Origin of the sequence: Streptomyces sp. NPDC056347 (assembly GCF_042262625.1) — a bacterium.
In the GTDB taxonomy this organism is placed as follows: domain Bacteria; phylum Actinomycetota; class Actinomycetes; order Streptomycetales; family Streptomycetaceae; genus Streptomyces.
The window spans coordinates 1-25,679 of record NZ_JBHJQP010000121.1; the positions used below are offsets into that span (position 1 = coordinate 1).

General features: G+C 72.6%; 22 protein-coding genes. 16 read left to right on the forward strand and 6 right to left on the reverse strand.

The features are described from left to right. Positions 1–39: 39 nt before the first annotated feature. The 3 genes from ACFCV8_RS24930 to ACFCV8_RS24940 all read right to left on the reverse strand — a co-directional run bounded on the left by ACFCV8_RS24930 (position 40) and on the right by ACFCV8_RS24940 (position 4,078). Positions 40–1,374, reverse strand: coding sequence for an NAD-dependent succinate-semialdehyde dehydrogenase (locus tag ACFCV8_RS24930; protein WP_376687658.1), 1,335 nt, complete (start codon positions 1,372–1,374; stop codon positions 40–42). Positions 1,375–1,463: 89 nt separating this feature from the next. After that, positions 1,464–2,564, reverse strand: coding sequence for an alcohol dehydrogenase catalytic domain-containing protein (locus ACFCV8_RS24935; RefSeq protein WP_376687659.1), 1,101 nt, complete (start codon positions 2,562–2,564; stop codon positions 1,464–1,466). Further along, complete coding sequence (locus ACFCV8_RS24940; RefSeq protein ID WP_376687660.1) at positions 2,564–4,078, reverse strand: APC family permease; 1,515 nt, start codon at positions 4,076–4,078, stop codon at positions 2,564–2,566. The genes ACFCV8_RS24935 and ACFCV8_RS24940 overlap by 1 nt, the downstream gene beginning before the upstream one ends. Positions 4,079–4,259: 181 nt before the next feature. Between ACFCV8_RS24940 and ACFCV8_RS24945 the strand changes: the two genes are divergently transcribed. Further along, positions 4,260–4,913, forward strand: coding sequence for a TetR/AcrR family transcriptional regulator (locus tag ACFCV8_RS24945; RefSeq protein WP_376687661.1), 654 nt, complete (start codon positions 4,260–4,262; stop codon positions 4,911–4,913). A gap of 238 nt (positions 4,914–5,151) precedes the next feature. After that, entirely contained in the window at positions 5,152–6,372 is a 1,221-nt protein-coding gene (locus ACFCV8_RS24950; protein ID WP_376687662.1) for a beta-ketoacyl-[acyl-carrier-protein] synthase family protein, read from the forward strand. Positions 6,373–6,468: 96 nt separating this feature from the next. On the opposite strand, the gene ACFCV8_RS24955 is transcribed toward ACFCV8_RS24950, so the two are convergent. Beyond that, on the reverse strand, positions 6,469–7,737 hold the full coding sequence (locus tag ACFCV8_RS24955; protein WP_376687663.1) for an MFS transporter: 1,269 nt from the start codon (positions 7,735–7,737) through the stop codon (positions 6,469–6,471). A gap of 82 nt (positions 7,738–7,819) precedes the next feature. On the opposite strand from ACFCV8_RS24955, the gene ACFCV8_RS24960 reads away from it, so the two are divergent. The 3 genes from ACFCV8_RS24960 to ACFCV8_RS24970 all read left to right on the forward strand — a co-directional run bounded on the left by ACFCV8_RS24960 (position 7,820) and on the right by ACFCV8_RS24970 (position 10,638). After that, positions 7,820–8,833: a LysR family transcriptional regulator gene (locus ACFCV8_RS24960; RefSeq protein WP_376687664.1), complete on the forward strand. Its 1,014-nt coding sequence runs from the start codon at positions 7,820–7,822 to the stop codon at positions 8,831–8,833. A 239-nt stretch (positions 8,834–9,072) separates the two neighbouring features. Further along, positions 9,073–10,194, forward strand: coding sequence for a uroporphyrinogen-III synthase (locus tag ACFCV8_RS24965; protein WP_376687665.1), 1,122 nt, complete (start codon positions 9,073–9,075; stop codon positions 10,192–10,194). Between the two features lie 69 nt (positions 10,195–10,263). Continuing rightward, positions 10,264–10,638, forward strand: coding sequence for a DUF4259 domain-containing protein (locus tag ACFCV8_RS24970; protein ID WP_376687666.1), 375 nt, complete (start codon positions 10,264–10,266; stop codon positions 10,636–10,638). A 103-nt stretch (positions 10,639–10,741) separates the two neighbouring features. Here ACFCV8_RS24970 and cpt read toward each other — a convergent pair whose 3' ends face one another. Beyond that, positions 10,742–11,275 carry a chloramphenicol phosphotransferase CPT gene (gene cpt / locus ACFCV8_RS24975; protein ID WP_376687667.1) on the reverse strand — a complete coding sequence of 178 codons (534 nt, stop codon included), beginning with the start codon at positions 11,273–11,275 and terminating at the stop codon, positions 10,742–10,744. Positions 11,276–11,421: 146 nt separating this feature from the next. Between cpt and ACFCV8_RS24980 the strand changes: the two genes are divergently transcribed. The 5 genes from ACFCV8_RS24980 (at position 11,422) to ACFCV8_RS25000 (ending at position 17,833) form a co-directional block, all read left to right on the forward strand. Beyond that, positions 11,422–11,985 (forward strand): GNAT family N-acetyltransferase, encoded by a 564-nt coding sequence (locus ACFCV8_RS24980; RefSeq protein WP_376687668.1) that lies wholly within the window; start codon positions 11,422–11,424, stop codon positions 11,983–11,985. 109 nt (positions 11,986–12,094) lie between these two features. Beyond that, positions 12,095–12,703 (forward strand): CGNR zinc finger domain-containing protein, encoded by a 609-nt coding sequence (locus ACFCV8_RS24985; RefSeq protein ID WP_376687677.1) that lies wholly within the window; start codon positions 12,095–12,097, stop codon positions 12,701–12,703. A gap of 212 nt (positions 12,704–12,915) precedes the next feature. Next, on the forward strand, positions 12,916–15,333 hold the full coding sequence (locus ACFCV8_RS24990; protein ID WP_376687669.1) for a HelD family protein: 2,418 nt from the start codon (positions 12,916–12,918) through the stop codon (positions 15,331–15,333). A gap of 448 nt (positions 15,334–15,781) precedes the next feature. Next, positions 15,782–17,218, forward strand: a complete 1,437-nt coding sequence (locus ACFCV8_RS24995) for an NAD-dependent malic enzyme (RefSeq protein ID WP_376687670.1) — start codon at positions 15,782–15,784, stop codon at positions 17,216–17,218. Positions 17,219–17,551: 333 nt separating this feature from the next. Continuing rightward, the gene (locus ACFCV8_RS25000) at positions 17,552–17,833 is read left to right on the forward strand and encodes an HU family DNA-binding protein (protein WP_017237029.1); all 282 of its coding nucleotides are present in this window, start codon (positions 17,552–17,554) and stop codon (positions 17,831–17,833) included. A 210-nt stretch (positions 17,834–18,043) separates the two neighbouring features. Here the strand turns inward: ACFCV8_RS25000 and murA are convergent, their stop codons facing one another. Then, positions 18,044–19,384 (reverse strand): UDP-N-acetylglucosamine 1-carboxyvinyltransferase, encoded by a 1,341-nt coding sequence (gene murA, locus ACFCV8_RS25005; RefSeq protein WP_376687671.1) that lies wholly within the window; start codon positions 19,382–19,384, stop codon positions 18,044–18,046. A 276-nt stretch (positions 19,385–19,660) separates the two neighbouring features. On the opposite strand from murA, the gene ACFCV8_RS25010 reads away from it, so the two are divergent. The 6 genes from ACFCV8_RS25010 to ACFCV8_RS25035 all read left to right on the forward strand — a co-directional run bounded on the left by ACFCV8_RS25010 (position 19,661) and on the right by ACFCV8_RS25035 (position 25,571). Continuing rightward, complete coding sequence (locus ACFCV8_RS25010; protein WP_376687672.1) at positions 19,661–20,221, forward strand: YqgE/AlgH family protein; 561 nt, start codon at positions 19,661–19,663, stop codon at positions 20,219–20,221. A gap of 30 nt (positions 20,222–20,251) precedes the next feature. Then, positions 20,252–20,539, forward strand: a complete 288-nt coding sequence (locus ACFCV8_RS25015; protein WP_026250415.1) for a DUF3039 domain-containing protein — start codon at positions 20,252–20,254, stop codon at positions 20,537–20,539. A gap of 267 nt (positions 20,540–20,806) precedes the next feature. Next, the gene (locus ACFCV8_RS25020) at positions 20,807–22,111 is read left to right on the forward strand and encodes an extracellular solute-binding protein (RefSeq protein WP_376687673.1); all 1,305 of its coding nucleotides are present in this window, start codon (positions 20,807–20,809) and stop codon (positions 22,109–22,111) included. A gap of 2 nt (positions 22,112–22,113) precedes the next feature. Then, on the forward strand, positions 22,114–23,055 hold the full coding sequence (locus tag ACFCV8_RS25025; RefSeq protein WP_376687674.1) for a carbohydrate ABC transporter permease: 942 nt from the start codon (positions 22,114–22,116) through the stop codon (positions 23,053–23,055). Further along, positions 23,052–23,900: a carbohydrate ABC transporter permease gene (locus tag ACFCV8_RS25030; protein ID WP_376687675.1), complete on the forward strand. Its 849-nt coding sequence runs from the start codon at positions 23,052–23,054 to the stop codon at positions 23,898–23,900. Before ACFCV8_RS25025 ends, ACFCV8_RS25030 begins: the two co-directional genes overlap by 4 nt. A gap of 3 nt (positions 23,901–23,903) precedes the next feature. Then, complete coding sequence (locus tag ACFCV8_RS25035; RefSeq protein WP_376687676.1) at positions 23,904–25,571, forward strand: beta-N-acetylhexosaminidase; 1,668 nt, start codon at positions 23,904–23,906, stop codon at positions 25,569–25,571. Positions 25,572–25,679 lie beyond the last annotated feature (108 nt).

Genomic DNA, 25,679 nt, shown 5'->3' on the forward strand with positions numbered 1-25,679 from the left:
CCGCGGGACGTCCCGCGGGGCGGCGGCCCTCCGGCCCGGTTACGCCACCGTGCGGATGAGCTTCTTGTTGACGAACTCGTCGATGCCCGGGCGGCCCAGCTCGCGGCCGAAGCCGGAGCGCTTGATGCCGCCGAAGGGCAGTTCGGCACCCTCGGCGCCGACGCCGTTGACGAACACCATGCCGGCCTCGATGCCGTCGGCGACGCGGGCGGCCTGTGCCGGGTCCGTGGTGAAGACGTACGAGCCGAGGCCGTACGGGGTGTCGTTGGCGATGCGCAGCGCGTCCGCCTCGTCGGCCGCCCGGAAGACCATGGCGACCGGGCCGAAGAGTTCCTGGCGGGCCGTGGCGTGCTCGGTGGTGAGGCCGGTGAGGACCCCGGCCGGGAAGTGGGCGCCGCTGCGCTCGCCCTCGGTGTGCAGTGTGGCGCCCTCCGCGACGGCGGCGGCCACCTGGCGCTCCAGGGTGTCGGCCGCGGCGACCGAGGAGAGCGGAGCGCCGGACTGGCGGGCGAGGAGCGAGGCGGTGAACTTCTCCACGAAGGTGTCGTAGAGGCCGTCGGTGACCACGAACCGCTTCGCGGCGTTGCAGGCCTGGCCGGTGTTGTCCAGACGGGCGGAGACGGCGGCGTCCACGACGGAGTCGAGGTCGTCGGTGGACAGCACGATGAACGGGTCGGAGCCGCCGAGTTCGAGGACGACCTTCTTCAGGTGGCGCCCGGCGATCTCGGCGACGGCGGCACCGGCGCGCTCCGAGCCGGTCAGGGACACGCCGTGGACGCGCGGGTCGGCGATCACGTCGGCGATCTGCTCGTTGGTGGCGTACACGTTGACGTACGCGCCGGCGGGGAAGCCGGCCTCGGCGACCAGCCGCTCCAGGAGGGCGGCGGTGGCCGGGCACTGCGGGGCGTGCTTGAGGACGATGGTGTTGCCCAGGGCGAGGTTCGGGGCGGCGAACCGGGCGACCTGGTAGGCGGGGAAGTTCCACGGCATGATGCCGAGCAGCACACCCACCGGACCGCGCCGGATGACGGCCCGGCCGGGGCCGGAGGTGACGGAGAGCTCCTCGTCGGCGAGGAACTCCTCGGCGTGGTCGGCGTAGTAGTGGTAGATGTCGACGCAGAAGTCGATCTCGCCCTCCGCCTCGTCGAGCGGCTTGCCCATCTCGCGCACGATGCCCGCCGCCAGTTCGGCGCGGCGCTCGGCGTGCAGGTCGCCGAGCCGGCGCAGGAGCGCGGCGCGCTCGGCCACGGAGGTGCTCCGTCCCCAGGCGGTGGCGGCGTGGGCGGCGTCGACGGCCGCGGTCACCTCGGCGTCGGTGGCGGTCGGGTAGGTCTGGGCGGTCGTGCCGGTGGAGGGGTCGGTGACGGCGTACATCGGGTCTCCAGGAGGTACGGGGGTGGGGCAGGGGCCGTGGGTCGGCCTCGGGTCCAAGTGTGGCGCGAGGTGCCGGTTTCGCGGAGTTCCTACGGTTCGAGAATGGTTCGGGCCCCGACGGCGGACTTGAGGTCCTCGAAGGCGGCGGCCGCCTCGTGGAGCGGGCGGACGTTGCCGATCAGCTCGTCGAGCGGCAGCCGGCCGGCCAGGTGGAGGCGGGCCAGCTTCGGGATGTCGATGGCGCCGACGCTGGAGCCGTAGTTGCAGCCCAGGACGCGCTTGCCCTGGTCGGCGAGGTCGAAGAGGTTGAACGAGCCCGTCGCGTCGACGGGGGCCATGCCGACCAGGACGGCCGCCCCGCCGGAGGTGAGCATGCCGGGGAGGGTCTCGATGACCTTGGGGCTGCCGATGGCCTCGAAGGCGTAGTCGGCCCCGCCGAGTTCCTTCTGGCACCAGGCGGCCACATCGGTGGTGGCGGCGTCGAGCGTGTGGGTCGCGCCGAAGCGTTCGGCGGCGGCGAGGCGCTCGGGCGAGAGGTCGACGGCGATGATCGGGTCGGCCCCCACCAGGCGCAGGCCCATCACCACGGACAGGCCCACCCCGCCGGCGCCGATGACGACCGCGGACTCGCCGGGCCGCACCCGGGCGGTGTTCATGACCGCGCCGATGCCGGTGGAGATGGAGCAGCCCAGCAGGGCTCCGATGCCGAACGGCAGCTCGTCGGGGACCTTGACCGCGGCCGACTCGGGTACGACGACCCGGCTGGTGAACGCGCCGAGGCCGAGGTACGGCCAGACCTCCTCGCCGTCGGCGTCGGTGATGGGGGTCGTCCCGTCGGGCAGGGTGTTGGCCACGGCCCGGGTGCCGGTGCAGAGCCAGGCCATTCCGGCCAGGCACTTGCGACAGCGGCGGCAGGGCGCGAACCAGGAGAGGACGACGTGGTCGCCCGGTGCGACCGCGCCGACGCCGTCGCCCACGGCCGTGACCACGCCGGCGGCCTCGTGGCCCAGTACGAGGGGGCGGTCGCTGGGCCAGTCACCCGTCAGGATGTGCAGGTCGGAGTGGCACACCCCGGCGGCGCGGACGTCGATCTCGACCTCGCCCGGTCCGGCGGGCCGGTGGGAGACCTGGCGGGTGTGCAGGCCCGCGACGGGGTCGTAGGCGATGGCGGGGGAGAGGTTCGCGGACATCAGAGAGCCTTGATTTCTTCGGACGGCGAGGTGTTGTCGGAGGCGCGGGTGTTCCCGGGCCCGGAGGGGGCGAGCCGGGTGTGGGGTCTGGCGACGGCGACGTAGACCAGGCCGACGACCAGCAGCGCGGAGAAGACCAGGACCACGGCCCAGATCTGGACCCAGCTGCCCGAGGGCGGGGCGAGTTCGGCGCGGGGCCAGGCGATGTTGACGGCCTCGAACAGCAGCCACACCACGGCGAGTACGTTGATCACCAGACCGGCCCGGCCCGGGCGGAACTCGCCCCGAGCCGGATTCCAGCGGCCGCGCAGGCGTGCGTACAGCGCGACGAGGGCGACCGTCAGGAAGACGAAGTAGAAGCCGCCGGACCCGAAGGAGATCAGCGTGGCCGCCGCGTTGCCGTTGAGCCCGAGCAGCAGGCCCAGGCCCGCGAGCACGGCCGTCGCGGTCAGCGCGACCCAGGGGATCTGCCGCTCCCCGACCTTGGCGAGCTGGGCGGAGCAGGGCAGCTGACGGTCCCGTGCGAAGGCGTAGACCGCCCGCCCGATGTAGGTCTGGATCGAGATGGCGCAGGCGAAGAAGGCGACCAGGACGACGACGATGAACGGCTTCTCGCTCCAGCCGCCCAGGCTCTGCGTCACCGCGTCGAAGACGGGGTCCACGGTCTTCCCGGAGACGGCGTCCTCGGGGCGGCGCAGCGAGAACGTCACCGCGACCGAGGTCAGCATGACCGTGAACGCCACGAACACGTAGCTGCGCAGCAGGGCCCGGGGCACGCTGCGCCGCGGCTGCTCGGTCTCCTCGGCGACCTGGGTGGTCGCGTCGAACCCCAGGAAGGCCCAGCCGGCCACGGCCAGGCAGGTCACGAACCCGGCCACGGCGGACCCGCCCGACGCGGACTCCGCACCCAGGGTGTCGAACAGGATGCCGAAGCCGTTGTTGCGGGCGAAGAGCAGCAGGAACACGCTGAGGGCGATGGAGGCGACGCCCTCGGCGACGATGCCCGCGTTGAGGAAGTGCTTGACCGGGTTGACGCCGAGCAGGTTGATGCCCAGGGCCACGACGATGAAGACCACCCCGAGCAGCACATGGCTCAACGGTGACAGCGCCGAGTCGCTGAAGAGCATGTGCAGCCAGCTGGAGCCGAGGTAGGCCACGGTCGTCAGGGAGGCGACGGCCGAGGCGAGGTAGATCCAGCCGACCAGCCAGCCGAGCCTGGGGCCGCCCAGCCGGCGGACCCACTGGTAGACACCGCCGGTGATCGGGAACTGCGAGGAGAGCTCGGCGTAGACCGTGGCGACCAGCAGCTGCCCCAGGAAGGCGACGACGACCGCCCAGATCCAGGTGGGCCCGGCGAAGACGAACCCGAGCTGGACGACGGCGTAGATGCCGACCACCGGGGAGATCGTCGCGAAGCCGAGAGCGAAGACGGCCCATGCGGAGAGGGAGCGCTTGAGTTCCTGGTCGTAGCCGTACTCGGCCAGGTCACCGGCATCGGCGCGGTTGTGGTCCACGTTCGTCTCCTGGCATTGCCACGGGCGCGCGTCCGGCGGCGCCCACAGGGTGGTGGTCGGCCGCCGGCCTGCCGTTCCCGCCGGCCACGGGGCCGGCGCCACGGCGGCCGTACGGGCGGCGACCATGTATTGGCTGTAGAGCCAATTGTTATTTGGCTGCACAGCCAATAGCATCTTCGCCATGACGTCAAGGGGTGCCGGGAGGCGAGTGCGCAAATCGGCGGCCGAGCGTCGCCACGAGATCGTGGCGGCCGCCGCACGGGTCGGGCTGGAGGAGGGCCTGGAGTGCGTCACCCGGCAGCGGATCGCCGACGGTCTCGGAGTCCAGTCCGGGCTCATCCACCACTATTTCCCGGTGGTCGAGGAACTGGTGGCCGAGGCGTTCGCCAGAGCCACCACGGCCGAGCTGGACGGGCTGCTGCCCGAGGGGGAGGTGGCGGCGGCCGGGGCGGAGGCCGGGGCCGACAGCCCTCTGGGCACCCTCCGGCGCTTCTTCACCCTGATCTCGGGCGCCGAGTTCGACAACGTCAGCAGGCTCTGGCTCAACGCGCGGCACCTCTCCCGCTACCGTCCCGTGCTCCACGGCCAGGTGGTCGTCCAGGAGCTGCGCTGGTGCCGTCGTATCGAGCGGATCGTCGAGCGGGGGGTGCGGGAGCGGGTGTTCCGCTGCGAGGACCCGTGGGGGGCCGCCGTGCGTATCCTCGCCGTGGTCGACGGGGCCGGTGCGTACATCAACACCAGTGCCGACCGGCGTGCCGCGCCGCTCGCCGACCTCGCCCGCACGCTCGCGGAAGCGGAGCTGGGCCTGCCGGCCGGCGGCCTGCGCGTGCCCTGACGCGCCGCCTGTCGCGTCGCGCGTCGCCCCCTGCCGGGGGGTGGCTCTCCGAGGCTTCGTGCGCCGTTCGCCGGCTTTCGGGACGCCGTGAACCCTGACTCGGTAATGATGGGGAAGTGACAAACTCCTACTCCTGAAACGGTCGACGGCGGTCCTGATTTCCCTTGCGGGCGCTGGAATGATCCTTCTTGAGCGATTCGGGTGCTGTGTAGCACCCGAACAAATCCAGGAGGCTCGTGTGACCCGCGACGATCGTGTGACGGTGACAGTGACGGGCGTCGGCGCGATGACGCCGCTGGGGGACGACGCGCCGTCGCTGTGGGCGGGGCTGCTGGACGGGAAGTCGGGGGTGCGGCTGCTGGCGGAGGAGTGGGCCGCGCAGCTGCCCGTGCACGTCGCGGCCGGGCTCACGGCCGATCCCGCCGCGCTGCTGCCGAGGACCGAGGCCAGGAAGCTGGACCGGGGCGAGCAGGTGGCCCTGCTCACCGCGCGGGAGGCCTGGCGGGACGCCGGGGTTCCGCAAGTCGAGCCGGAGCGGCTCGCCGTCGTCATCGGCACGGGGACCGGCGGCGTCCTCACCACACTGGGGCAGGACGACGTCTTCGAGCGTGCCGGGGTCCGCCGGCTGTCGCCGTTCGCGGTGCCCATGCTGATGCCCAACGGGCCCGCCGCCTGGGTGAGCATGGACCTGGGCGCGAAGGGCGGGGCCAGGACGGTGGTGAGCGCCTGCGCCTCCGGGGCCGAGGCCCTCGCACTGGGGCAGGACCTGATCCGGAGCGGCCGGGCGGACGTGGTCGTCGCGGGTGGGGTGGAGGCGTGCCTGCACCCGTTCACGATGGCGGCGTTCGCCCAGATGAAGGCCCTGTCGACGCGGTCCGGGGACCCGGAGGCGGTGTCCCGGCCGTTCGACGTCGGGCGGTCCGGGTTCGTGATGGGCGAGGGGGCCGGGATGATGGTGCTGGAACGCGAGGAGTTCGCGCGGGCCCGTGGCGTGCGCGGCTACGGGGCGCTGGCCGGTGGTGCGGTGAGTTCGAGCGCGGACCACATCACGGCCTCCGACACGGCGGGCCAGGTCTTCGCCATGGAGCTGGCGCTGCGGGACGCCGGCCTGGCCCCGGCGGACATCGGGGTCGTGCACGCCCACGCCACCTCGACGGATTCCGGTGACCTGGCGGAGGCCGAGGCGATCGCCCGGGTGATCGGCGACCACGCGGCGGTGACGGCGACGAAGTCGATGACCGGCCACATGATGGGCGCGTCCGGAACGATCGGTGCCATGGCCGCGCTGCTCGCGCTCAGGGACGGTACGGTCCCGGCCACCCTCAACCTCGACGAACCCGATCCGCGGGTGGAGCTGGACGTGGTGCGCGGGCAGCCGCGTACCGGCCGGTGGTCCGCCGCGCTGGCCAACTCGTTCGGCTTCGGCGGACACAACGTCAGCCTCGTCCTCACCAGATGACCGATGCCGGGTGGCCTGCAGGCACGCGGTGACCGGCGGGCATGCGGTGGCCGGCGCACGCCGACCGGTACGCCGTGACCGACGGCGAGCGGCCGGTCAGCGCTCCCGGGGCGCCCGGACGCCGGCCGCCGCCAGGGCCAGGGCGAGGGCCGCCGCGCAGATGGGCACGGCGTAGCCCGGTACGCCGCCGACGTGCTCCACGACCCAGCCGCCCGTCGCCGAGCCCACCGCTATGCCGCCCAGCAGCGCGGTCACGGCCAGGGTCATGCCCTCGTTCAGCCGGCCCTCGGGAGTGAGGCGCTGGATCAGCGTCATCCCCGTCACCATGGTCGGCGCCGTCGCCGCACCGGCCAGCAGCAGCGCGGCCGCGAGGGCGGGCAGCGAGGAGGTCGAGGCGGCGGCGAGCAGGGGCAGCGACATCAGCGCCGTCATCCCCGCCAGGCAGACCAGCAGGCGGCGCCGGATGCTCGTGGCCGGGCGCAACGACCCGTAGAGCAGCCCCGCCACGCAGGAACCGGCCGCCTGGAGCGCCAGGACCGCGCCGCCCGCGTGGGCGATCGTGACGACCTCCATCGAGCCGAAGACCGCCCCGGTGGCCAGGAAGGCGGCGAGCAGCGGCGGCATGCCCCGGGTGCGGAGCGGTGAACCGGCGTGCGCGCGGGGCGCGACGGGCGGTTCGGTGGCGCGCTGGGCGGCGAAGATCAGCACGCCGGTCATCAGCAGGGCCGCCGCGACCAGTGTTCCGGCCTCCGGGAAGAGCGTCCCGCACAACAGCGCGGCGAAGGCCGGGCCGAGCATGAAGCAGAGCTCGTCGGCGGCCTGCTCGAAGGAGTTCGCGGTGTGCAGGGCGGCCGGGTCGTCCCGGTGCAGATGGGCCCAGCGGGCCCGGGACATCCCGCCGGTGTTGGGTGTGGTGGCGGTCGCGGCGTAGGCGGCGAAGAGGGTCCAGGCGGGGGCGTCGTAGTGCACGCAGAGCAGCAGTGCCAGCGAGCCGAGCACGGCGAGGGCGGTGGCGGGCACCGCGACCCTGGCCTGTCCGTACCGGTCGACGAGCCGGGCGGTCCAGGGGGCGACCACCGCCGTGGCGGCGAGACCGGTCGCGGTGACGGCACCGGCCAGGGCGTACGAGCCGCGCGACCCGGCGATCATGATGACCGCGCTGACGCTGAACATCCCGCTCGGCAGCCGCGCGACGAGATTGCCCGCGGTGAAGGCGCGGGCGCCCGGGGTGGCGAGCAGCCTGCGGTACGGATTGGTGGGCGTCCGCCGGACGGGGGCGGTGCGCGGGGCGATGACCAGCTGGCCACCGGAGACGGCGAGCAGGGGGGAGGAAGAGGAGGAGGCTGGATCGGTCTCGTACGGCATGGGATCAGCGTCCGGGCGGACGGTCCCCGGGGTCCAACACCTTCTCCGCACCGATTGACGCACCTGTGTTGTAAATTTCGGTGTGGCCTCCTCCGCCGCCGGACCCGGCGCCCCGACGCAGCACTTCCGCCCCCACACCGACCCCAGACTCCTCCGCGTCTTCGTCGCGGTCGCCGAGGAGCTGCACTTCACCCGCGCCGCCGCGCGCCTCTACGTCGCCCAGCAGGCGCTGAGCCGTGACGTCCGGCGGCTGGAGCGGGAGCTGGGCGTGGAGCTGTTCGTACGGACCACCCGGCAGGTCGCCCTCACCGCCGACGGCGAGCGGCTCCTGCCGTACGCGCGGCGGGTGCTGGACGCGCACGCCGAGCTGACCGCGGCCTTCGCCGACCGGGCGGACCTGCCGCTCTTCGTCGACCTCAACACCGACGGCATGACGGCCGCGCGGGTGCTCGCCCGCGCCCGGGAACTGGCCCCTCGGTGCGAGCTGATGGCGCGCTTCGAGAGCGGGCTGACCTGGGCGGCCGACGAGATCCTCGCCGGCCGGCTCGATGTCTCCTTCGGCCGCGCCGCCGGGCTCGACCCCGCGGTACGGGCCCGGCTGGGCATGCGGCCGGTGCGGTACGAGCCGATGGCCGTCATGTTCCCCGACGCCCATCCGCTCGCCGCCCGCGAGACCGTCGCCCTGGGCGATCTGGCGGGGGAGACCATCTACGCGGGCGCCGGGAATCCACGCACGGTGGAGTGGACGGACTTCGCCCGGCTGCTCTTCGCCGAGTGGGACATCGAACTGGCACCGCCCGCCCCGCTCGCGATCGGCGTGGCCGAGTTCCAGCGGGTGATGTCGAAGTCCCGGAACCCGGTGCTGGTCGTCGACGACTTCCCGCCGATGCCGGACACCGTGGTGCGCCCACTGGCCGACCCGGTCCCCCTCTCGCCGCTGCTGCTGGTCTGGCGCAAGGGACTGTGCCACCCCGGGCTCGACGCCCTGTGCGAGGCCGCGGACCTGCTGGGGGCCGAGGAGGGGTGGCTGGTGCGCCCGGCCGGCAGCTGGCTGCCGGAACCCGACGCGGCCCTGATGCTGGGACGTACGGCGTGACGGGCGGACAAAGCGACAGGCATGCCGGAGCCGTCGGGGCCGTCGGGGTCGCGGAGGGCCGAGTGCACGGATGCCACTGAGGTCGCTGGGAGCGTGGACGGGAGCCGTGCGGCGGTGACGGGCGCGGATCGCAGGGCGTAACGGGCGGGAAACACCGGTGAACCAGCGCCGTTACGCGGCGCGCACATCATGGGCGGCTGCGGGACCGGCCGCAGCGGGACGGGAGTCGGGCCAACCACATGCACCAGGACGACACACACCACGGACCTCTCACGGGCTTCACCGTCGGGGTCACCGCCGCACGCCGTGCGGAGGAGTTCGGCGCGCTGCTGGAACGGCGGGGCGCCGCGGTCGTGCACGCCCCCGCCCTGCGGATCGTGCCGCTCGCCGACGACGGCGAACTGCGCACCGCCACCCGGGAGATCATCGCCTCCCCGCCCGACGTGGTCGTCGCCACCACCGCGGTCGGCTTCCGGGGCTGGATGGAGGCGGCCGGGGGCTGGGGCCTGGCCGACGCGCTGCTCGACGCGCTGGGCGGGGCCGAACTGCTGGCCCGCGGCCCCAAGGCCAAGGGCGCCGTCCGGGCCGCCGGGCTGACCGAGGCCTGGTCGGCCGCCTCCGAATCCATGGCGGAGGTGCTGGAACGGCTGCTCGGCGAGGGCGTGGCGGGGCGCCGTATCGCCGTCCAGCTGCACGGCGACTCGCTCGCGGAGGTCATCGGGCCGTTGCGCGCGGCGGGCGCCGAGGTCCGCCCCGTACCCGTCTACCGCTGGACGGACCCCGAGGACATCGCCCCGCTCGACCGGCTGCTCGACCTCACCCTCGCCCGTGGCCTGGACGCCCTCACCTTCACCAGCGCCCCGGCGGCCACCGCGCTGCTGGGCCGGGCCGAACGCCGGGGGCTGCTCCCGGAGCTGCTGGGCGCGCTGCGCGAGGACGTGCTCGTGGCCTGTGTCGGGCCGGTCACCGCCCGGCCGTTGGAGGAGCGCGGCATCGGCACCGTGCAGCCGGAGCGCTTCCGGCTCGCCCCGCTCGTCCAGCTCCTGTGCGCCGAACTCCCCGCCCGGAAGCCGGAGCTGGCGGTCGCCGGGCATCGTGTCGCGGTCCGCGGGCGCGCGGTCCTCGTGGACGGCGAGCCGCGCCGGGTGGCGCCCGCCGGGCTGGCGCTGCTGCACGCCCTGGCCCGCCACCCCGGCCGGGTGGTGTCCCGCGCGGAGCTGCTGCGCGCCCTGCCCGGCGGCGGTGGGGACGAGCACGCGGTGGAGACGGCCGTGGCCCGGCTGCGGGCGGCCCTGGGCGAGCCCGATCTCATCCGTACGGTGGTCAAACGCGGCTACCGGCTGGCGCTGGACACCCTCTAGAGGCCGCACTGTCAGTGCCCGCTGTTACAACGGAGGAGGATCGAACAGCGGGTCGGGAAAGGGGTCTTCGTGGGTACCTGGGGCAGCGGGAATTTCGACAGCGACACGGCCGCGGACCATCTCTCGGACATCACCGGGCGGCTCATCGCCCGGATCGCGGAGGCGATGGCCGGTGATCCGGTCGGCCTGGAGCCGGACGAGTACGACGGTGTGACCGTGCCGTGCGACATCGAGCTGCTCTGCCTGATCGCGGAGCAGGGGCACGTCGGCGCGGGCGTGCCGGAGCCGGAGGTGGTCGCGGGCTGGCGGCGGACCTTCATGGACGTGTGGGAGCGGACCATCGACGGGCTGGAGCCGGCCCCGGGGCACAAGGAGGGCAGACGGGCCGAGCTGACCCGCACCTTCGACCGGCTGGCGGCCCTGGCGCAGCAGCGCGCGAGCTGAAGGGGCACCGGACTCTCCCGGTGCCCCGGCGCCTCTTTCCTGTCGGTGATGAGGGGCGAAGGGGGCCGAGCCGCGTGCGCGGGCTCGGTTCACGTGCGCGGGTTCAGTTCACGTGTGCGGCGATGGTGCGTGCGCAGTCCAGGGATTCGGTGCGGCTGGTGTCGACCTCGACGTCGTAGACCACGCCCTTGTGTACGGTCTCCGCCTGCGAGGCGGCCATGCCGGTGACCCGGTCGCCACGGGCGATCTCGCGCCCGGCCGCGATCTCCGGGTCGCAGCGCACGCCGACCCAGAGCACATCGAGGCCCGCCAGGTGGGCGCGCAGGCGGTCCTGGGAGGACGCTCCGCCGAGGAACACGTCGTCGATGACGATCCGCGCCCCGGCGTGCGCCATGGCGGCGATGCCCTTCGTCCACGCCTCTTCCATCTCGCGGAAGCCGTCACCGATCACGACCTCGCCCTGCGCCCCGATCCCGATGCCGGAGCCGGATTCGAGCAGGGACGGCGGCAGCCGGTCGATCAGGTCGTCGACGCCGAGGCTGATCCACGGATCGGGCAGGATCGCCTTCAGGCAGCGGGCGATTCCGCTCTTGCCGGAGCTGGATCCGCCATTCAGGACGATTACTCGCGTACTCACTTGATCGGCTCGCCTTCGGGAGTCGTGCGTTCCGGAGTGATGGGTGTCCGGAGCGGAGAGACGCGTTTCATTGTGCGGGCGTTCCCTCGCGCGGCCACCGGCCGAAGACGGCGCCGGGCCGTCCGGTGCCGGGATACCGTGCGGCAATGACCGACGACATTCACCGCCTCGACGCGGAGATACGGCTCCGCCCCGTCACGATGGACGACGCCGCGCCGCTCGCCGCCTCGCTGGCCCGCAGCCGGGCGTACATGCAGCCGTGGGAGCCCGTACGGCCCGACCGTTTCTACACCGAGCAGGGCCAGCGGGAGCGGCTGGCCGGACTGCTGGCGGACCGCGCGGCGGGCCGGGCGCACGCCTGGGTGCTGGCCGACGAGGAGGACCGCGCGGTCGGCGGGTTCAACCTGAACGGCGTCGTGCTCGGCCCGTGGTGCAGCGCCGCGCTCGGCTACTGGGTCGACGTGGAGTACGCGGGCCGCGGGCTGGCCACGGCCGCCGTACAACGGATCTGCGAGGTGGCCGGGGACCGGCTGGGGCTGCACCGGATCGAGGCGGGGACCATGCTGGAGAACGCCGCCTCGCAGCGGGTGCTCGCCAAGTGCGGCTTCGAGGAGTACGGGACGGCCCCGCGCTTCCTCCACATCAACGGGGGCTGGCGCGACCACCGCCTCTTCCAGCGCATCCTGCACGACGGCCCGCCGCGCCGCTGAACCGTCCGGGTACGCCGGCGCCCTGACGGGGCGGCAGGGGTTCCGGGCGGGCGCCGGCGGGGGCACTCTGGGGAAGACCCGATCGGTGACCCGAGGCGGTGGCATGCGCATGATGACCGGAAAGAGCCCGTGCGACTGGCGGTTCGAATCGGGCCGCCCCTGCCTCGACCTGGTGGCGACGGGCATCGGCACCACCGGTGCGTGCGAGCTGCTGGACGGCGCCGGGCGGCTCGCCGACTGGCTGTTCGCCACCGGACTCGTACCGGACGGCACCCGCCTGGACGCCGTGGACGAGAGCTGGGTGGTGCGCTTCCGGCAGTTACGGGCCGGGGTCGACCGGCTGCTGACGGCGGAGCTGGGCGGCCGGGGCGACCGGTGCGCCCTGGACCGGGTCAACGCGCTCGCCGCCGGGGCGCCGCCCGGTCTGCGGGCCGTGCGCGGCCGGAGCGGCAAGCTGGTGCGGACCCTGAACGGCGATCCCGAGTGCGGGGAGCTCCTGGCCGCCGTCGCCCGCGACGCGATCGAGCTCCTCACCGACCCGGTGGCGCGGGCCGGGCTGCGCCGCTGCGAGGCCGGCGGCTGCCGCCGCTTCTACCTGGACACCTCGCGCGGGCGCCGCAGGCGCTGGTGCTCCAGCGAGGTGTGCGGCAACCGGGAGCGGGTGGCCAGGCACCGGCGCCGGGCGGCGGCCCGTTCCTCGGACGCAGGCGGTTCCTGAACCGTCCCGCCCAGCCCCGGAACGTTTCGGGCCGTTTCAGAAGGTTTCGTCCAGGATCGTACGCGGGCGGGGGCGCGGGCGCGGGAGGAAGATCCGGTCTTTGCCCGACCGAGACCCGGGGCGGACCATTTCGATATGCGCGGCAGGTGCGCGGCGGGCACCGCTTCGCCTAAGGTTGACGGCTGCCCAATGCACGTCAGAAGGGGGCCTCGGTGGCCGCGCAGGATGCCGCTGTCGATTCGTTGCGGGACCGGGAGATCGGTGTCGAGCAGAAACATCTCGACCGTGTGTACCACCGCCTTGAGGAGAAGATCCACGAGGCGGAATTTCTCATGGACGACGCCGTCAAGCGCGGCCAGGTCGGAACGCCCGGGGCGCTCGCCGAGCGCGACGCCCAGGTGTTCCGCGCCGGAATCCATCTCAACCGGCTGAACAGCGAGTTCGAGGACTTCCTCTTCGGCCGGATCGACCTGCTGCTCGGCAAGGACGGCGAACGCGGCCCCGACGGCGCGTACACCTCCGTCGAGCCCGCCGACGACGCGGTGCGCGACGACGGCACGGCCGACATCGCGGAGACGCTGCACATCGGCCGGATCGGGGTCCTCGACTCCGACTACGCGCCGCTGGTCATCGACTGGCGCGCCCCGGCCGCCGCCCCGTTCTACCGCTCGACGCCGAAGGACCCCGGCCGGGTCGTACGTCGCCGGGTCATCCGCTCCAAGGGCCGCAGGGTCCTCGGCGTCGAGGACGACCTGATGCGCCCCGAGCTGACCGCGTACCTCGACGGCGGGACGCTGCCGGTGATCGGCGACGGCGCCCTGATGGCCGCGCTCGGCCAGGCCCGCAGCCACACCATGCGGGACATCGTCTCCTCCATCCAGGCCGAACAGGACCTGGTGATCCGGGCCCCCGCCGCCTCCGTCACCGAGGTCTCCGGCGGCCCCGGCACCGGCAAGACCGCCGTGGCGCTGCACCGGGCCGCCTACCTCCTCTACCAGGACCGGCGGCGGTACGCGGGCGGCATCCTCATCGTCTCGCCGACCCCGCTCCTGGTCGCCTACACCGAGGGCGTGCTGCCCTCGCTCGGCGAGGAGGGGCAGGTCGCGATCCGCGCGGTCGGCTCGCTCTCCGACGACGCGTCCGGCGTCGAGGGCGCCACCACCTACGACGAGCCCGCCGTCGCCCGGATCAAGGGCTCCTCACGGATGCTCGCCGTGCTCCGCAAGGCCGCGCGCGGCGCCCTGGAACAGCCCGGCACCCCCCGCGGGCCGCGCCGCGACACCGACGTCCAGCTGTCCTTCGGCGACGAAGGGACACAGGGGACGGAAGGGACGGAGGCGGCGGCCGGCACCACCGCCCCGGCGACCCCGACCCGGCTGCGCGTCGTCGTGTTCGGCGCCCGCGTGGAGCTGGAAGCGGACGAGCTGCGCCGCATCCGGCAGTCCGTGCTCGGCGGCACCGCCCCGGTCAACCTGCTGCGCCCGCGCGCCCGCCGGATGCTGCTGGACGCCCTGTGGAACAAGTCCTCCGGCCGGGGCCGCTACACCGACCCCGAACTCGCCGCCGAGCTGCGGTCCTCCTTCGACGAGGACGTCTCCACCGAGACGGACTTCCTCGACTTCCTGAACGCCTGGTGGCCCGAGCTGAACCCGCGCGGGGTGCTCGCCGCGATGGCCGACGAGAAGCGGCTCGGCCGCTGGGCCCGCCGGGTGCTCAACCAGGGCGAGGTGCGCCGCCTCGCCCGCTCCCTGAAGCGGCTCGACCGGGCGGGCCGGGGCCCCCTCTCCGTGCACGACGTGGCGCTCCTGGACGAGCTCCAGACGCTGCTCGGCGCCCCGCCCCGGCCGAAGCGCAAGCGCGAGGCCGACCCGCTGGACCAGCTCACCGGCCTGGACGAGCTGATGCCGCAGCGCGAGGAGACCCAGCGCGAGCGGGCCGAGCGGCTGGCCGCGGAGCGCACCGAGTACGCGCACGTCATCGTCGACGAGGCGCAGGACCTCACACCCATGCAGTGGCGGATGGTCGGCCGCCGGGGCCGCCACGCCACCTGGACGATCGTGGGCGACCCGGCGCAGTCCTCCTGGTCCGACCCGGACGAGGCCGCCCGCGCCCGTGACGAGGCGCTCGGCAACCGGCCGCGCCGCCGGTTCACCCTCACGGTGAACTACCGCAACCCCGCGGAGATCGCCGAGCTGGCCGCCAAGGTGCTGGCGCTGGCCATGCCCGGCATGGAGTCGCCCGCCGCGGTCCGCTCCACCGGCGTACGGCCCCGCTTCGCGACCGTCGGCGACGGCGGGCTCGCGGCGACGGTGCGCGAGGAGGCGCGGCGGCTGCTCGCCGAGGTCGACGGCACGGTGGGCGTGGTCGTCGCCATGAACCGCCGGGCCCAGGCGCGCGAGTGGCTCGCCGAGCTGGGCGAGCGGGTGGTGGCGCTGGGCAGCCTGGAGGCGAAGGGCCTGGAGTACGACGCCACGGTGGTCGTCTCGCCCGCCGAGATCGCGGACGAGTCCCCGGCCGGGCTGCGGGTGCTGTACGTGGCGCTGACGCGTGCGACGCAGCAGCTCACGGTGGTCTCCGGGGAGCGGGACCTGCCCGACGCGGACGGGGTCCCGGACCTGCTGAGGGACTGAGCGGGGGCGGTTGGCGGGGAGCCGGCCGGAACGTTCTTCCGGTCAACCCGTGCCGCGGGGAATCACTTCTTCGGGGTCTTTGTTAGCCTGGTGTCGGCACCGGCTCGATCCAAGCCCCCGGGCCCAACCTTCGTCGCTTCGAGCGACCACTTGCCGCGAGGCGAGCATGGCGGGCCGGTGCCGTACATCGTAGAGACAGACCCGCGTCACCTTCCGGTGACGCGGGTCTGTTCTCGTTTGCGGGGCGCTTCGTACGGCGGTTCCGCGGGGCCCGTGGCCGGCAGGGGCTTCCGTTGGAGCCGTCATATCTCGTATGGTGGAAAAAACTTTCCGAAGAGTGGCAGTCATTACCGGCTACCGGCCAGTAGGTGCGACGATCGGGAAGCGTGTCCGAGGTGATCGCCCCGGTCGCGCGGCAATGAAGCTAAGGAAAGCGAAGGACTCGGCCATGGCAACGGCGCCCAGCGTCTCGTACTCGATGACGGTCAGGCTGGAGGTGCCCGCGAGCGGCACCGCGGTCTCGCAGCTCACCACGGCCGTGGAGTCCTCCGGCGGATCGGTCACCGGTCTCGACGTGACCGCCTCCGGCCACGAGAAGCTGAGGATCGACGTCACCATCGCGGCCACCTCCACCGCGCACGCCGACGAGATCGTCGAGGGCCTGCGCGGCATCGAGGGCGTCGTCCTGGGCAAGGTCTCCGACCGTACGTTCCTGATGCACCTCGGCGGCAAGATCGAGATGGCGTCCAAGCACCCCATCCGCAACCGTGACGACCTCTCGATGATCTACACGCCCGGCGTGGCCCGGGTCTGCATGGCGATCGCCGAGAACCCCGAGGACGCCCGCCGCCTCACCATCAAGCGCAACTCCGTCGCAGTCGTGACGGACGGCTCCGCGGTGCTCGGCCTCGGCAACATCGGCCCGAAGGCCGCCCTGCCGGTGATGGAGGGCAAGGCGGCCCTCTTCAAGCGGTTCGCGGGCATCGACGCCTGGCCGCTCTGCCTGGACACCCAGGACACCGACGCCATCGTCGAGATCGTCAAGGCGATCGCCCCCGGCTTCGCGGGCATCAACCTGGAGGACATCTCCGCGCCCCGCTGCTTCGAGATCGAGGCCCGGCTGCGCGAGGCGCTGGACATCCCGGTCTTCCACGACGACCAGCACGGCACCGCGATCGTCGTCCTGGCCGCGCTGACCAACGCGCTGCGCGTGGTGGGCAAGGGCATCGGGGACGTCCGGGTCGTCATGTCCGGCGCCGGGGCGGCCGGTACGGCCATCCTGAAGCTCCTGCTGGCCGCGGGCGTCAAGCACGCCGTCGTCGCCGACATCCACGGCGTGGTGCACGCCGGCCGCGAGGACCTGGTCTCCGCCGCCGCCGACTCGCCGCTGCGCTGGATCGCCGACAACACCAACCCGGAGTCCGTCACCGGCACCCTCAAGCAGGCCGTCGTGGACGCCGACGTCTTCATCGGGGTCTCGGCGCCGAACGTGCTCGACGGCGCCGACGTCGCGGCCATGGCCGAGGGCGCGATCGTCTTCGCGCTCGCGAACCCGGACCCCGAGGTGGACCCGGCGATCGCCCGCCAGACGGCGGCGGTCGTCGCCACCGGCCGCTCCGACTTCCCGAACCAGATCAACAACGTGCTGGTCTTCCCGGGTGTCTTCCGCGGCCTGCTGGACGCCCAGTCCCGCACGGTCAACACGGAGATGATGCTCGCCGCCGCGGGCGCCCTCGCCGATGTGGTCGCCGAGGACGAGCTGAACGCCAACTACATCATCCCGTCGGTCTTCAACGACCGGGTCGCCGGTGCCGTCGCCGGTGCCGTCCGGGACGCCGCGCGGGCGGCCGCCGGTGGTACGAAGGGCGCGGGCGACCGCGTCTGACCGCGCGTCGCGGCCCCGGCGCACGGCGCGTCGCGGGACGCGGCGCCCCAAACGCCCCTTTAGGGTGGGCGGGCGGCGCGTACCGGCGACCCCCACAACCGCTGCGGAACGCTTCCGGAGAGTCGACGGAACGTCACCACGGTGAGGCCCTGGCGCTTTTCGTGTGACTCCGGAGGGTCCCGGATTGGCGTTACCGCCGCAGGTGGGGGCAGGATGCGTAATCGGGCGCGAGGGTCTGACGACAGACCCGGGTCCGGGGACTGTCCGAGGGCCCTGGCAGCATCGGCTTCGATCTCACGCCTCACAGGCAAGAAGAACACGGGAGTAACAAACATGAACCGCAGTGAGCTGGTGGCCGCCCTGGCCGACCGCGCCGAGGTGACTCGCAAGGACGCCGACGCCGTGCTGGCCGCGCTCGCCGAGACCGTCGGTGAGGTCGTCGCCAAGGGCGACGAGAAGGTCACCATCCCCGGCTTCCTGACCTTCGAGCGCACCCACCGTGCCGCTCGCACCGCTCGTAACCCGCAGACCGGCGACCCGATCAACATCCCGGCCGGCTACAGCGTGAAGGTCTCCGCGGGCTCGAAGCTCAAGGAAGCCGCCAAGGGCAAGTAAGGCTTCACAGCCTCACCGCCCCACAGGCGCGACGAAGGGCGGTCACCCATCCCGGGTGACCGCCCTTCGGTGTACCGGCCGCCAGGGCCCCGTTCTGTGCCTCTGCGAAGCCATGCCCCGGCCGCGCCCCGGTCCCCGTCGCCCGGGAACGCGGAACGGGGGCCCGGGCAGTGCCCCGGACCCCCGTCAGCGGTTCTTCGGCGCCCGCCGTCAGACCAGCGCGCCGCCCGGCAGCTCGACCTTCGCGCCGAGCTTCTCCAGCTTCTCCATGAAGTTCTCGTAGCCGCGGTTGATCAGGTCGATGCCGTGCACCCGCGAGGTGCCCTGCGCCGCCAGCGCGGCGATCAGGTACGAGAAGCCGCCCCGCAGGTCCGGGATGACCAGGTCCGCGCCCTGCAGCCGGGTCGGCCCGGAGACGACCGCCGAGTGCAGGAAGTTGCGCTGGCCGAAGCGGCAGTCCGAGCCGCCCAGGCACTCGCGGTAGAGCTGGATGTGGGCGCCCATCTGGTTGAGCGCGGAGGTGAAGCCGAGCCGGGACTCGTACACCGTCTCGTGGACGATGGACAGGCCCGAGGCCTGCGTCAGGGCCACCACCAGCGGCTGCTGCCAGTCGGTCTGGAAGCCGGGGTGCACGTCCGTCTCCAGGGCGATGGCGTTCAGCGGGCCGCCCGGGTGCCAGAAGCGGATGCCCTCGTCGTCGACCTCGAAGGCGCCGCCGACCTTCCGGAAGGTGTTCAGGAAGGTCATCATCGAGCGCTGCTGCGCGCCCCGTACGTAGATGTTCCCCTCGGTGGCCAGCGCCGCCGACGCCCAGGAGGCCGCCTCCAGGCGGTCCGGGATCGCCCGGTGCGTATAGCCGTCCAGCCGGTCCACACCGGTGATCCGGATGGTCCGGTCGGTGTCCACCGAGATGATCGCGCCCATCTTCTGCAGTACGCAGATGAGGTCCTCGATCTCCGGCTCCACGGCCGCGTTGGACAGCTCGGTGACGCCCTCGGCGAGCACCGCCGTCAGCAGCACCTGCTCGGTGGAGCCCACCGACGGGTACGGCAGCCGGATCTTGGTGCCGCGCAGCCGCTGCGGGGCCTCCAGGTACTGACCGTCCGCCCGCTTCTCGATGACCGCGCCGAACTGCCGCAGCACGTCGAAGTGGAAGTCGATCGGCCGGCCGCCGATGTCGCAGCCGCCCAGACCCGGGATGAACGCGTGGCCGAGCCGGTGCAGCAGGGGGCCGCAGAAGAGGATCGGGATGCGCGACGAACCCGCGTGGGCGTCGATGTCGGCGACGTTCGCGCTCTCCACATGGGTCGGGTCCAGGATCAGCTCGCCCGGTTCGTCACCCGGACGGACCGTCACACCGTGCAGCTGGAGCAGCCCCCGGACCACCCGCACGTCCCGGATGTCGGGAACGTTGCGCAGCCGGCTGGGTCCGCTGCCGAGCAGCGCGGCGACCATTGCCTTCGGCACCAGGTTCTTGGCGCCTCTGACGCGGATCTCGCCCTCCAGCGGGGTTCCGCCGTGGACAAGCAGGACATCGTCTGTGCCGGTCATGAATCTCGCGTTCCGGAGTGGTCGGGCAGGGGGCCAAACGAAAGAGTAATGGCCCGCCACCCCCTCTCCGTAAGAGAACGGGGGGTGTACGAACGTCATGAATCCGCCACAACACGCTCTGCTCCCCGGCTCTTGCGGAGTGTTACCGTCCGCATGGCCCTGCGCAGAGCGCGCTCCCCGTGCACCCGTGCGCCCTGAGCTGCGCCGCGTCCTGCCGGGCGTACGGGCGGCCCACTTGGCCCCCGTGCGGGGCGAAGATGCGGGATCATTTCTGCCATGACCGAGGTGTCCTCGCTCACAGGGCGACTGCTCGTGGCCACACCCGCGCTCGCGGACCCGAATTTCGACCGCGCCGTGGTGCTGCTCCTCGACCACGACGAGGAGGGTTCCCTCGGCGTGGTCCTGAACCGGCCGACCCCGGTGGGCGTCCGCGACATCCTGATGCCCTGGGCGGGTCTGGCAGGTGAGCCGGACGTCGTCTTCCAGGGCGGCCCGGTCTCGCTGGACTCGGCGCTCGGCGTGGCGGTCATCCCGGGCGACGAGGGCCCGCTCGGCTGGCGCCGGGTCTACGGGGCGATCGGCCTGGTGGACCTGGAGGCGCCGCCGGAGCTGCTGGCGGCGGCGCTGGGCTCGCTGCGGATCTTCGCGGGGTACGCGGGCTGGGGACCGGGCCAGCTGGAGGCCGAACTGGCCGAGGGCGCCTGGTACGTGGTCGAGTCCGAGCCCGGCGACGTCTCCTCCCCGCGCCCCGAGCGCCTGTGGCGTGCGGTCCTGCGCCGTCAGCGCAGCGAGCTGGCGATGATCGCCACGTACCCCGACGACCCGTCGCTGAACTGAAGCTCCCGGCGGTCGGTACCCTTGGCGGTTATGAGCACTCTCGAGCCCGAGCGCGGGGCAGGTACCGGAACCCTCGTGGAGCCGACACCGCAGGTGTCGAACGGCGACGGCGACCACGAGCGCTACGCCCATTACGTCCAGAAGGACAAGATCATGGCGAGTGCCCTGGAGGGCACCCCCGTGGTCGCACTGTGCGGGAAGGTCTGGGTGCCGGGGCGCGACCCCAAGAAGTACCCGGTCTGCCCCATGTGCAAGGAGATCTACGAGTCCATGGGCGCCGGTGGCGACAAGGACAAGGGCGGCAAGGACAAGAAGTAGTCCCCGCCGTCCGGCGGCATCGCCCGGGGCCCCCGGGGTGCGTACTCGTACGCGCCCCGGGGGCCTTTGCGTTGTCCGGCCGGGGCGCCCGCGCCGCCCGGACCGCGCGTGTGCTCCGGGCCCTCGCGTTGCACGGGCTGCTTCCCCGGGTCACAGAGTGGTGGAGACCACTTGTCGGCGCCTGCGCGCGGACCTACTCTCCTGCCAGTTGTGCAGTGCGAAACGCACGTTGCGTATGTTGCAACGCTAACCGGTAGGGGTTCCCGGATGAAACTGTCTGCCCGAATTGCCGCCCCGGTCGCGGCGCTCGTCCTGGCGGGGCTCACCGCCACCGGCTGCGCGCCGCAGACGTCCGACAGCGCCGCCGAGGGGGACGCGAAGACCGGCACCCTGCGGGTCTGGCTGTTCCAGGAGGTCGGCAACAAGCCCAAGGAGCAGGTCGTCGACGCGGCGGTCGCCGAGTTCGAGAAGACCCACGAGGGCGCGAAGGCCGAGATCGAGTACATCCCCGTCGACACCCGCGCGCAGCGCATCAAGGCGGCGTTCAACGACCCGAAGAGCGCCCCGGACCTCATCGAGTACGGCAACACCGACACCGCCGGGTACGTCAAGGACGGCGGACTCGCCGACATCAGCGAGGAGTTCGCCGCCTGGGACGAGGCCAAGGACACCGACCCCACCGCCCGCCAGTCGGTGACGGTCGCCGGCAAGGTCTACGGCGCCCCGCTCTTCGTCGGCGTACGGGCGCTGTACTACCGCACCGACGTCTTCCGCGACCTGGGCATCGAGGTCCCGAAGACGCAGGCCGAGCTGGTCTCCACGGCGAAGAGCATCCACAAGAAGAAGCCGGACCTGTACGGGCTGGCGGTCGGCGGCGCGTACACCTACGGCGCGATGCCGTTCATCTGGGCGGCGGGCGGCGAACTCGCCGAGGAGAACGGCGGTACGTACAAGGCCGCCATCAACAGTGACAAGGCCCGCGAGGGCATCGAGGCCTACACCTCGCTCTTCGGCGACGACAACTGTCCCGCCGCCAAGTGCGCGGCCCTGGGCGGCAACGCGACCGTCACCGCCTTCGCCTCCGGCAAGGCCGCCATGGCGATCGGCGGCGACTTCAGCCACGCCGCCGTGGAAGCGGGCCCGGTGAAGGGCAGGTACGCGGTCGTCCCGCTGCCCGGCCTGACGGAGGGCTCCGTCGCCCCCGCGTTCGCGGGCGGGAACAACATCGGCGTGCTGAAGAGCAGTTCGCACCGGAGCCTGGCCGTGGACCTGATGAAGTCACTGACCGGCAAGCGGACCCAGGCGAAGATGTTCGACGCGATGGGCTTCCTGCCGACGTACACCGATGTGCGGGACGCCGCCGCGAAGAAGGAGCCGTTCGTCGAACCGTTCGTCCGGACGCTCGGCGCGGGCGCCAGGTTCGTCCCGGCCTCGCCGGGCTGGGGGCAGATAGACGCCTCGCTGATCCTGCCCACGATGTTCCAGGAGATCGTCAGCGGCCGCAAGGACGTGGCGGGGGCGTCGGACGACGCGGCGAAGAAGATGGACGCCGCGTTCGCCGACGCGAGCTGACCATGGCCGTGACCAGCACCGCGACCCGTACACCGGCCGGGGCCCGGTCCGGAGCCGCCCGCCGGGCGCGCGGCTCCGGCCGGACCCCCTGGCTCTATCTGCTGCCCGCGCTCGTCCTGCTCGGCGGGCTGCTCGTCTACCCGATCTACCAGCTCGGCCTGATCTCCTTCCTGGAGTACACCCAGGCCCAGGTCAGCGGCGGCGAACCGACCACCTTCAAGGGCTTCGGGAACTACGCCGAACTCTTCGGCGACGGCCAGTTCTGGCAGGTCCTCCTGGCCACCGTGCTCTTCGCCGCCGCCTGCGTCGCCGCCACCCTGCTGGCCGGCTGCGCGCTCGCCGTCCTGCTGACCCGGATCAGGGCCGTGCCCCGGCTCGCCCTGATGCTCGCCGCGCTCGGCGCCTGGGCGACGCCCGCGATCACCGGTTCCACCGTCTGGGTGTTCCTCTTCGACCCCGACTTCGGCCCGGTCAACCGGGTACTGGGGCTCGGCGACTTCTCCTGGACGTACGGGCGCTACAGCGCCTTCGCCCTGGTGCTCCTGGAAGTCCTGTGGTGCTCGTTCCCGTTCGTGATGGTGACGGTGTACGCGGGCATCCGGGCGATCCCCGCCGAGGTGCTGGAGGCCGCGGCGCTGGACGGCGCCTCGCAGTGGCGGATCTGGCGCTCGGTCACCGCCCCGATGCTGCGGCCGATTCTCGTCGTCGTCACCATCCAGTCGATCATCTGGGACTTCAAGGTCTTCACCCAGATCTACGTCATGACGGGCGGCGGCGGCATCGCGGGCCAGAACCTGGTGCTCAACGTGTACGCGTACCAGAAGGCGTTCGCCTCCTCGCAGTACAGCCTCGGCTCCGCGATCGGCGTCGTGATGCTGCTGATCCTGCTCGCCGTCACGCTGGTCTACCTGCGCCTGGTGCGGCGTCAGGGGGAGGAACTGTGAGTACCCCGAACACGCCGCGCATCCGCCGTCCCGGCCGGCTGGCCGCCGAGGCGGCGGCCCTGCTGATCGCCGCCGCGGTCGCCTTCCCGCTCTACTGGATGGTGCTCTCCGCCCTCAAACCCGCCGGGGAGATCCAGTCCACCGACCCCCGCCCCTGGACGCTCGCGCCGTCCCTGGACTCCTTCCGCCGGGTCTTCGAGCAGCACGACTTCGGGCGGTACTTCCTCAACAGCCTGATCGTCGCCGCGACGGTCGTCGTCGCCTCCGCGCTGGTCGCCTTCCTGGCGGCGACGGCGGTCACCCGCTTCAGGTTCCGCTTCCGCACCACCCTGCTGATCATGTTCCTGATCGCGCAGATGGTGCCGGTCGAGGCGCTGACCATCCCGCTGTTCTTCCTGATGCGGGACTTCGGCCAGCTCAACACCCTCGGCGCGCTGATCCTGCCGCACCTCGCCTTCTCGCTGCCGTTCGCGATCTGGATGCTGCGCGGATTCGTCCGGGCCGTCCCCGAGGCCCTGGAGGAGGCCGCGTACATCGACGGGGCGAGCCGCACCCGCTTCCTCTGGCAGATCCTCTTCCCGCTGGTCCTCCCCGGCCTCGTCGCCACCAGCGTGTTCTCGTTCATCTCCACCTGGAACGACTTCCTGTTCGCGAAGTCGTTCATCATCAGCGACACCTCCCAGTCGACCCTGCCGATGGCGTTGCTGGTCTTCTTCAAACCTGAGGAGAACGACTGGGGAGGGATCATGGCGGCATCGACCGTGATGACCGTCCCCGTACTGGTCTTCTTCGTACTCGTACAGCGCCGCCTGGTCTCCGGACTCGGCGGGGCGACAAAGGACTGACTCATGGACATGGACCTGATCCCCGCCCCCGCGCACACCGGTGACGACGGACGGCGCGGCTTCCTGTTCGACCCGTCCACCACCATCACCGCCGACCCCGGCACCGAGGGCACCGAGCGCTGGCTGCGCTCCACGCTCGGCGCCGCCTTCGGACTGCCGCTGGCACCCGGCGGCTCCGGGCGCGCGGAGAACGCGGGAGACGCCGGGGACGCCGGGGACAACACCGTACGACTGCGCCTCGATCCGGCCCTGGAGCCCGAGGGCTACCGCCTGACCACCGGGACCGGGCGGCACGTCGAGATCACCGGCGGCAGCCCCGCGGGCGTCTTCTGGGGCGCCCAGACGCTCCGCCAGCTCCTGGGCCCCGAGGCCTTCCGCCGCGCCCCCGTCAGCCCCGGCGCGCCGCGCTCCGTCCCCGCCGCGGACATCACGGACCACCCCCGCTTCCCCTGGCGCGGCATGATGCTCGACGTGGCACGGCACTTCCTGCCCAAGGACGACGTCCTGCGCTACCTCGACCTCCTCGCCGCCCACAAGCTGAACGTCTTCCACTTCCACCTCACCGACGACCAGGGCTGGCGCATCGAGATCAAGCGCCACCCCCGGCTCACCGAGGTCGGCTCCTGGCGGCCCCGCACGAAGCACGGCCACCGGGCCTCCGAGCTGTGGGACGAGACCCCGCACGGCGGTCACTACACCCAGGACGACATCCGCGAGATCGTCGCGTACGCCGCCGAGCGGCACATCCGGGTCGTCCCCGAGATCGACATCCCGGGCCACTCGCAGGCCGCCATCGCCGCCTACCCGGAGCTGGGCAACGCCGACGTCGTCGACACCGCCGCCCTCTCCGTCTGGGACACCTGGGGCATCAACGCGAACGTCCTCGCCCCGACCGACAGCACCCTGCGCTTCTTCGAGGGCGTCCTCGAAGAGGTCCTCGACCTCTTCCCCGCCGCCACCTCGCCGTTCATCCACATCGGCGGCGACGAGTGCCGCAAGGAGCAGTGGAAGGACTCGCCCGCCGCCCAGGCCCGGATCGAGGAGTTCGGCCTGGCCAACGAGGACGAGCTCCAGTCCTGGATCATCCGCCACTTCGACACCTGGCTCACCGCCCGGGGCCGCCGCCTGATCGGCTGGGACGAGATCCTGGAGGGCGGCCTCCCGGCGGGCGCCGCCGTCTCCTCCTGGCGCGGCTACCGCGGCGGCGTCGCCGCCGCCGAGGCGGGCCACGACGTCGTCATGTGCCCCGAGCAGCACGTCTACCTGGACCACCGTCAGGACGGCGGCCCCGACGAACCGATGCCCATCGGCTTCGTCCGCACCCTGGAGGACGTCTACCGCTTCGAGCCCGTACCGCCCGGCCTCTCCGAGGAGGCGGCCCGGCACATCCTGGGCACCCAGGCCAACGTCTGGACCGAGGTGATGCAGAACCGGGCCCGCGTCGACTACCAGGTCTTCCCGCGCCTCGCCGCCTTCGCCGAGGTCGCCTGGTCGCCGCTGCCCGCCCCCGCCGCACGGGACTACGCGGACTTCGAGCGCCGCATGAGCGCGCACTACCCCCGGCTCGACGCCCTCGGCGTCGACTACCGGCACCCGGACGGACCGCTGCCGAGGCAGAAGCGCCCCGGAGTGCTGGGCCGCCCTCTCGACGGACCACCCCCGAACGTGTGATCCCGGCCGCCGGTCCCGGCGGCCCCGGCGCCGGCCGGTGCACCCCGAGCGGGTGTGCCGGCCGGCGGGTTTTTTTACGGAACACGCCCAGCCGCACCGGCGGGGCGC

What these genes read in the sequence shown, in the direction of transcription:
- murA (WP_376687671.1), bottom strand. Translation starts at nt 19,384, where the DNA reads ATGACCGGCACAGACGATGTCCTGCTTGTCCACGGCGGAACCCCGCTG.
- ACFCV8_RS24955 (WP_376687663.1), bottom strand. Translation starts at nt 7,737, where the DNA reads ATGCCGTACGAGACCGATCCAGCCTCCTCCTCTTCCTCCCCCCTGCTC.
- ACFCV8_RS25035 (WP_376687676.1), top strand. Translation starts at nt 23,904, where the DNA reads ATGGACATGGACCTGATCCCCGCCCCCGCGCACACCGGTGACGACGGA.
- ACFCV8_RS24985 (WP_376687677.1), top strand. Translation starts at nt 12,095, where the DNA reads ATGATGACCGGAAAGAGCCCGTGCGACTGGCGGTTCGAATCGGGCCGC.
- ACFCV8_RS24995 (WP_376687670.1), top strand. Translation starts at nt 15,782, where the DNA reads ATGGCAACGGCGCCCAGCGTCTCGTACTCGATGACGGTCAGGCTGGAG.
- ACFCV8_RS25015 (WP_026250415.1), top strand. Translation starts at nt 20,252, where the DNA reads ATGAGCACTCTCGAGCCCGAGCGCGGGGCAGGTACCGGAACCCTCGTG.
- ACFCV8_RS24945 (WP_376687661.1), top strand. Translation starts at nt 4,260, where the DNA reads ATGACGTCAAGGGGTGCCGGGAGGCGAGTGCGCAAATCGGCGGCCGAG.
- ACFCV8_RS24965 (WP_376687665.1), top strand. Translation starts at nt 9,073, where the DNA reads ATGCACCAGGACGACACACACCACGGACCTCTCACGGGCTTCACCGTC.
- ACFCV8_RS25010 (WP_376687672.1), top strand. Translation starts at nt 19,661, where the DNA reads ATGACCGAGGTGTCCTCGCTCACAGGGCGACTGCTCGTGGCCACACCC.
- ACFCV8_RS24935 (WP_376687659.1), bottom strand. Translation starts at nt 2,564, where the DNA reads ATGTCCGCGAACCTCTCCCCCGCCATCGCCTACGACCCCGTCGCGGGC.
- ACFCV8_RS25025 (WP_376687674.1), top strand. Translation starts at nt 22,114, where the DNA reads ATGGCCGTGACCAGCACCGCGACCCGTACACCGGCCGGGGCCCGGTCC.
- ACFCV8_RS25020 (WP_376687673.1), top strand. Translation starts at nt 20,807, where the DNA reads ATGAAACTGTCTGCCCGAATTGCCGCCCCGGTCGCGGCGCTCGTCCTG.
- ACFCV8_RS24930 (WP_376687658.1), bottom strand. Translation starts at nt 1,374, where the DNA reads ATGTACGCCGTCACCGACCCCTCCACCGGCACGACCGCCCAGACCTAC.
- ACFCV8_RS25000 (WP_017237029.1), top strand. Translation starts at nt 17,552, where the DNA reads ATGAACCGCAGTGAGCTGGTGGCCGCCCTGGCCGACCGCGCCGAGGTG.
- ACFCV8_RS24980 (WP_376687668.1), top strand. Translation starts at nt 11,422, where the DNA reads ATGACCGACGACATTCACCGCCTCGACGCGGAGATACGGCTCCGCCCC.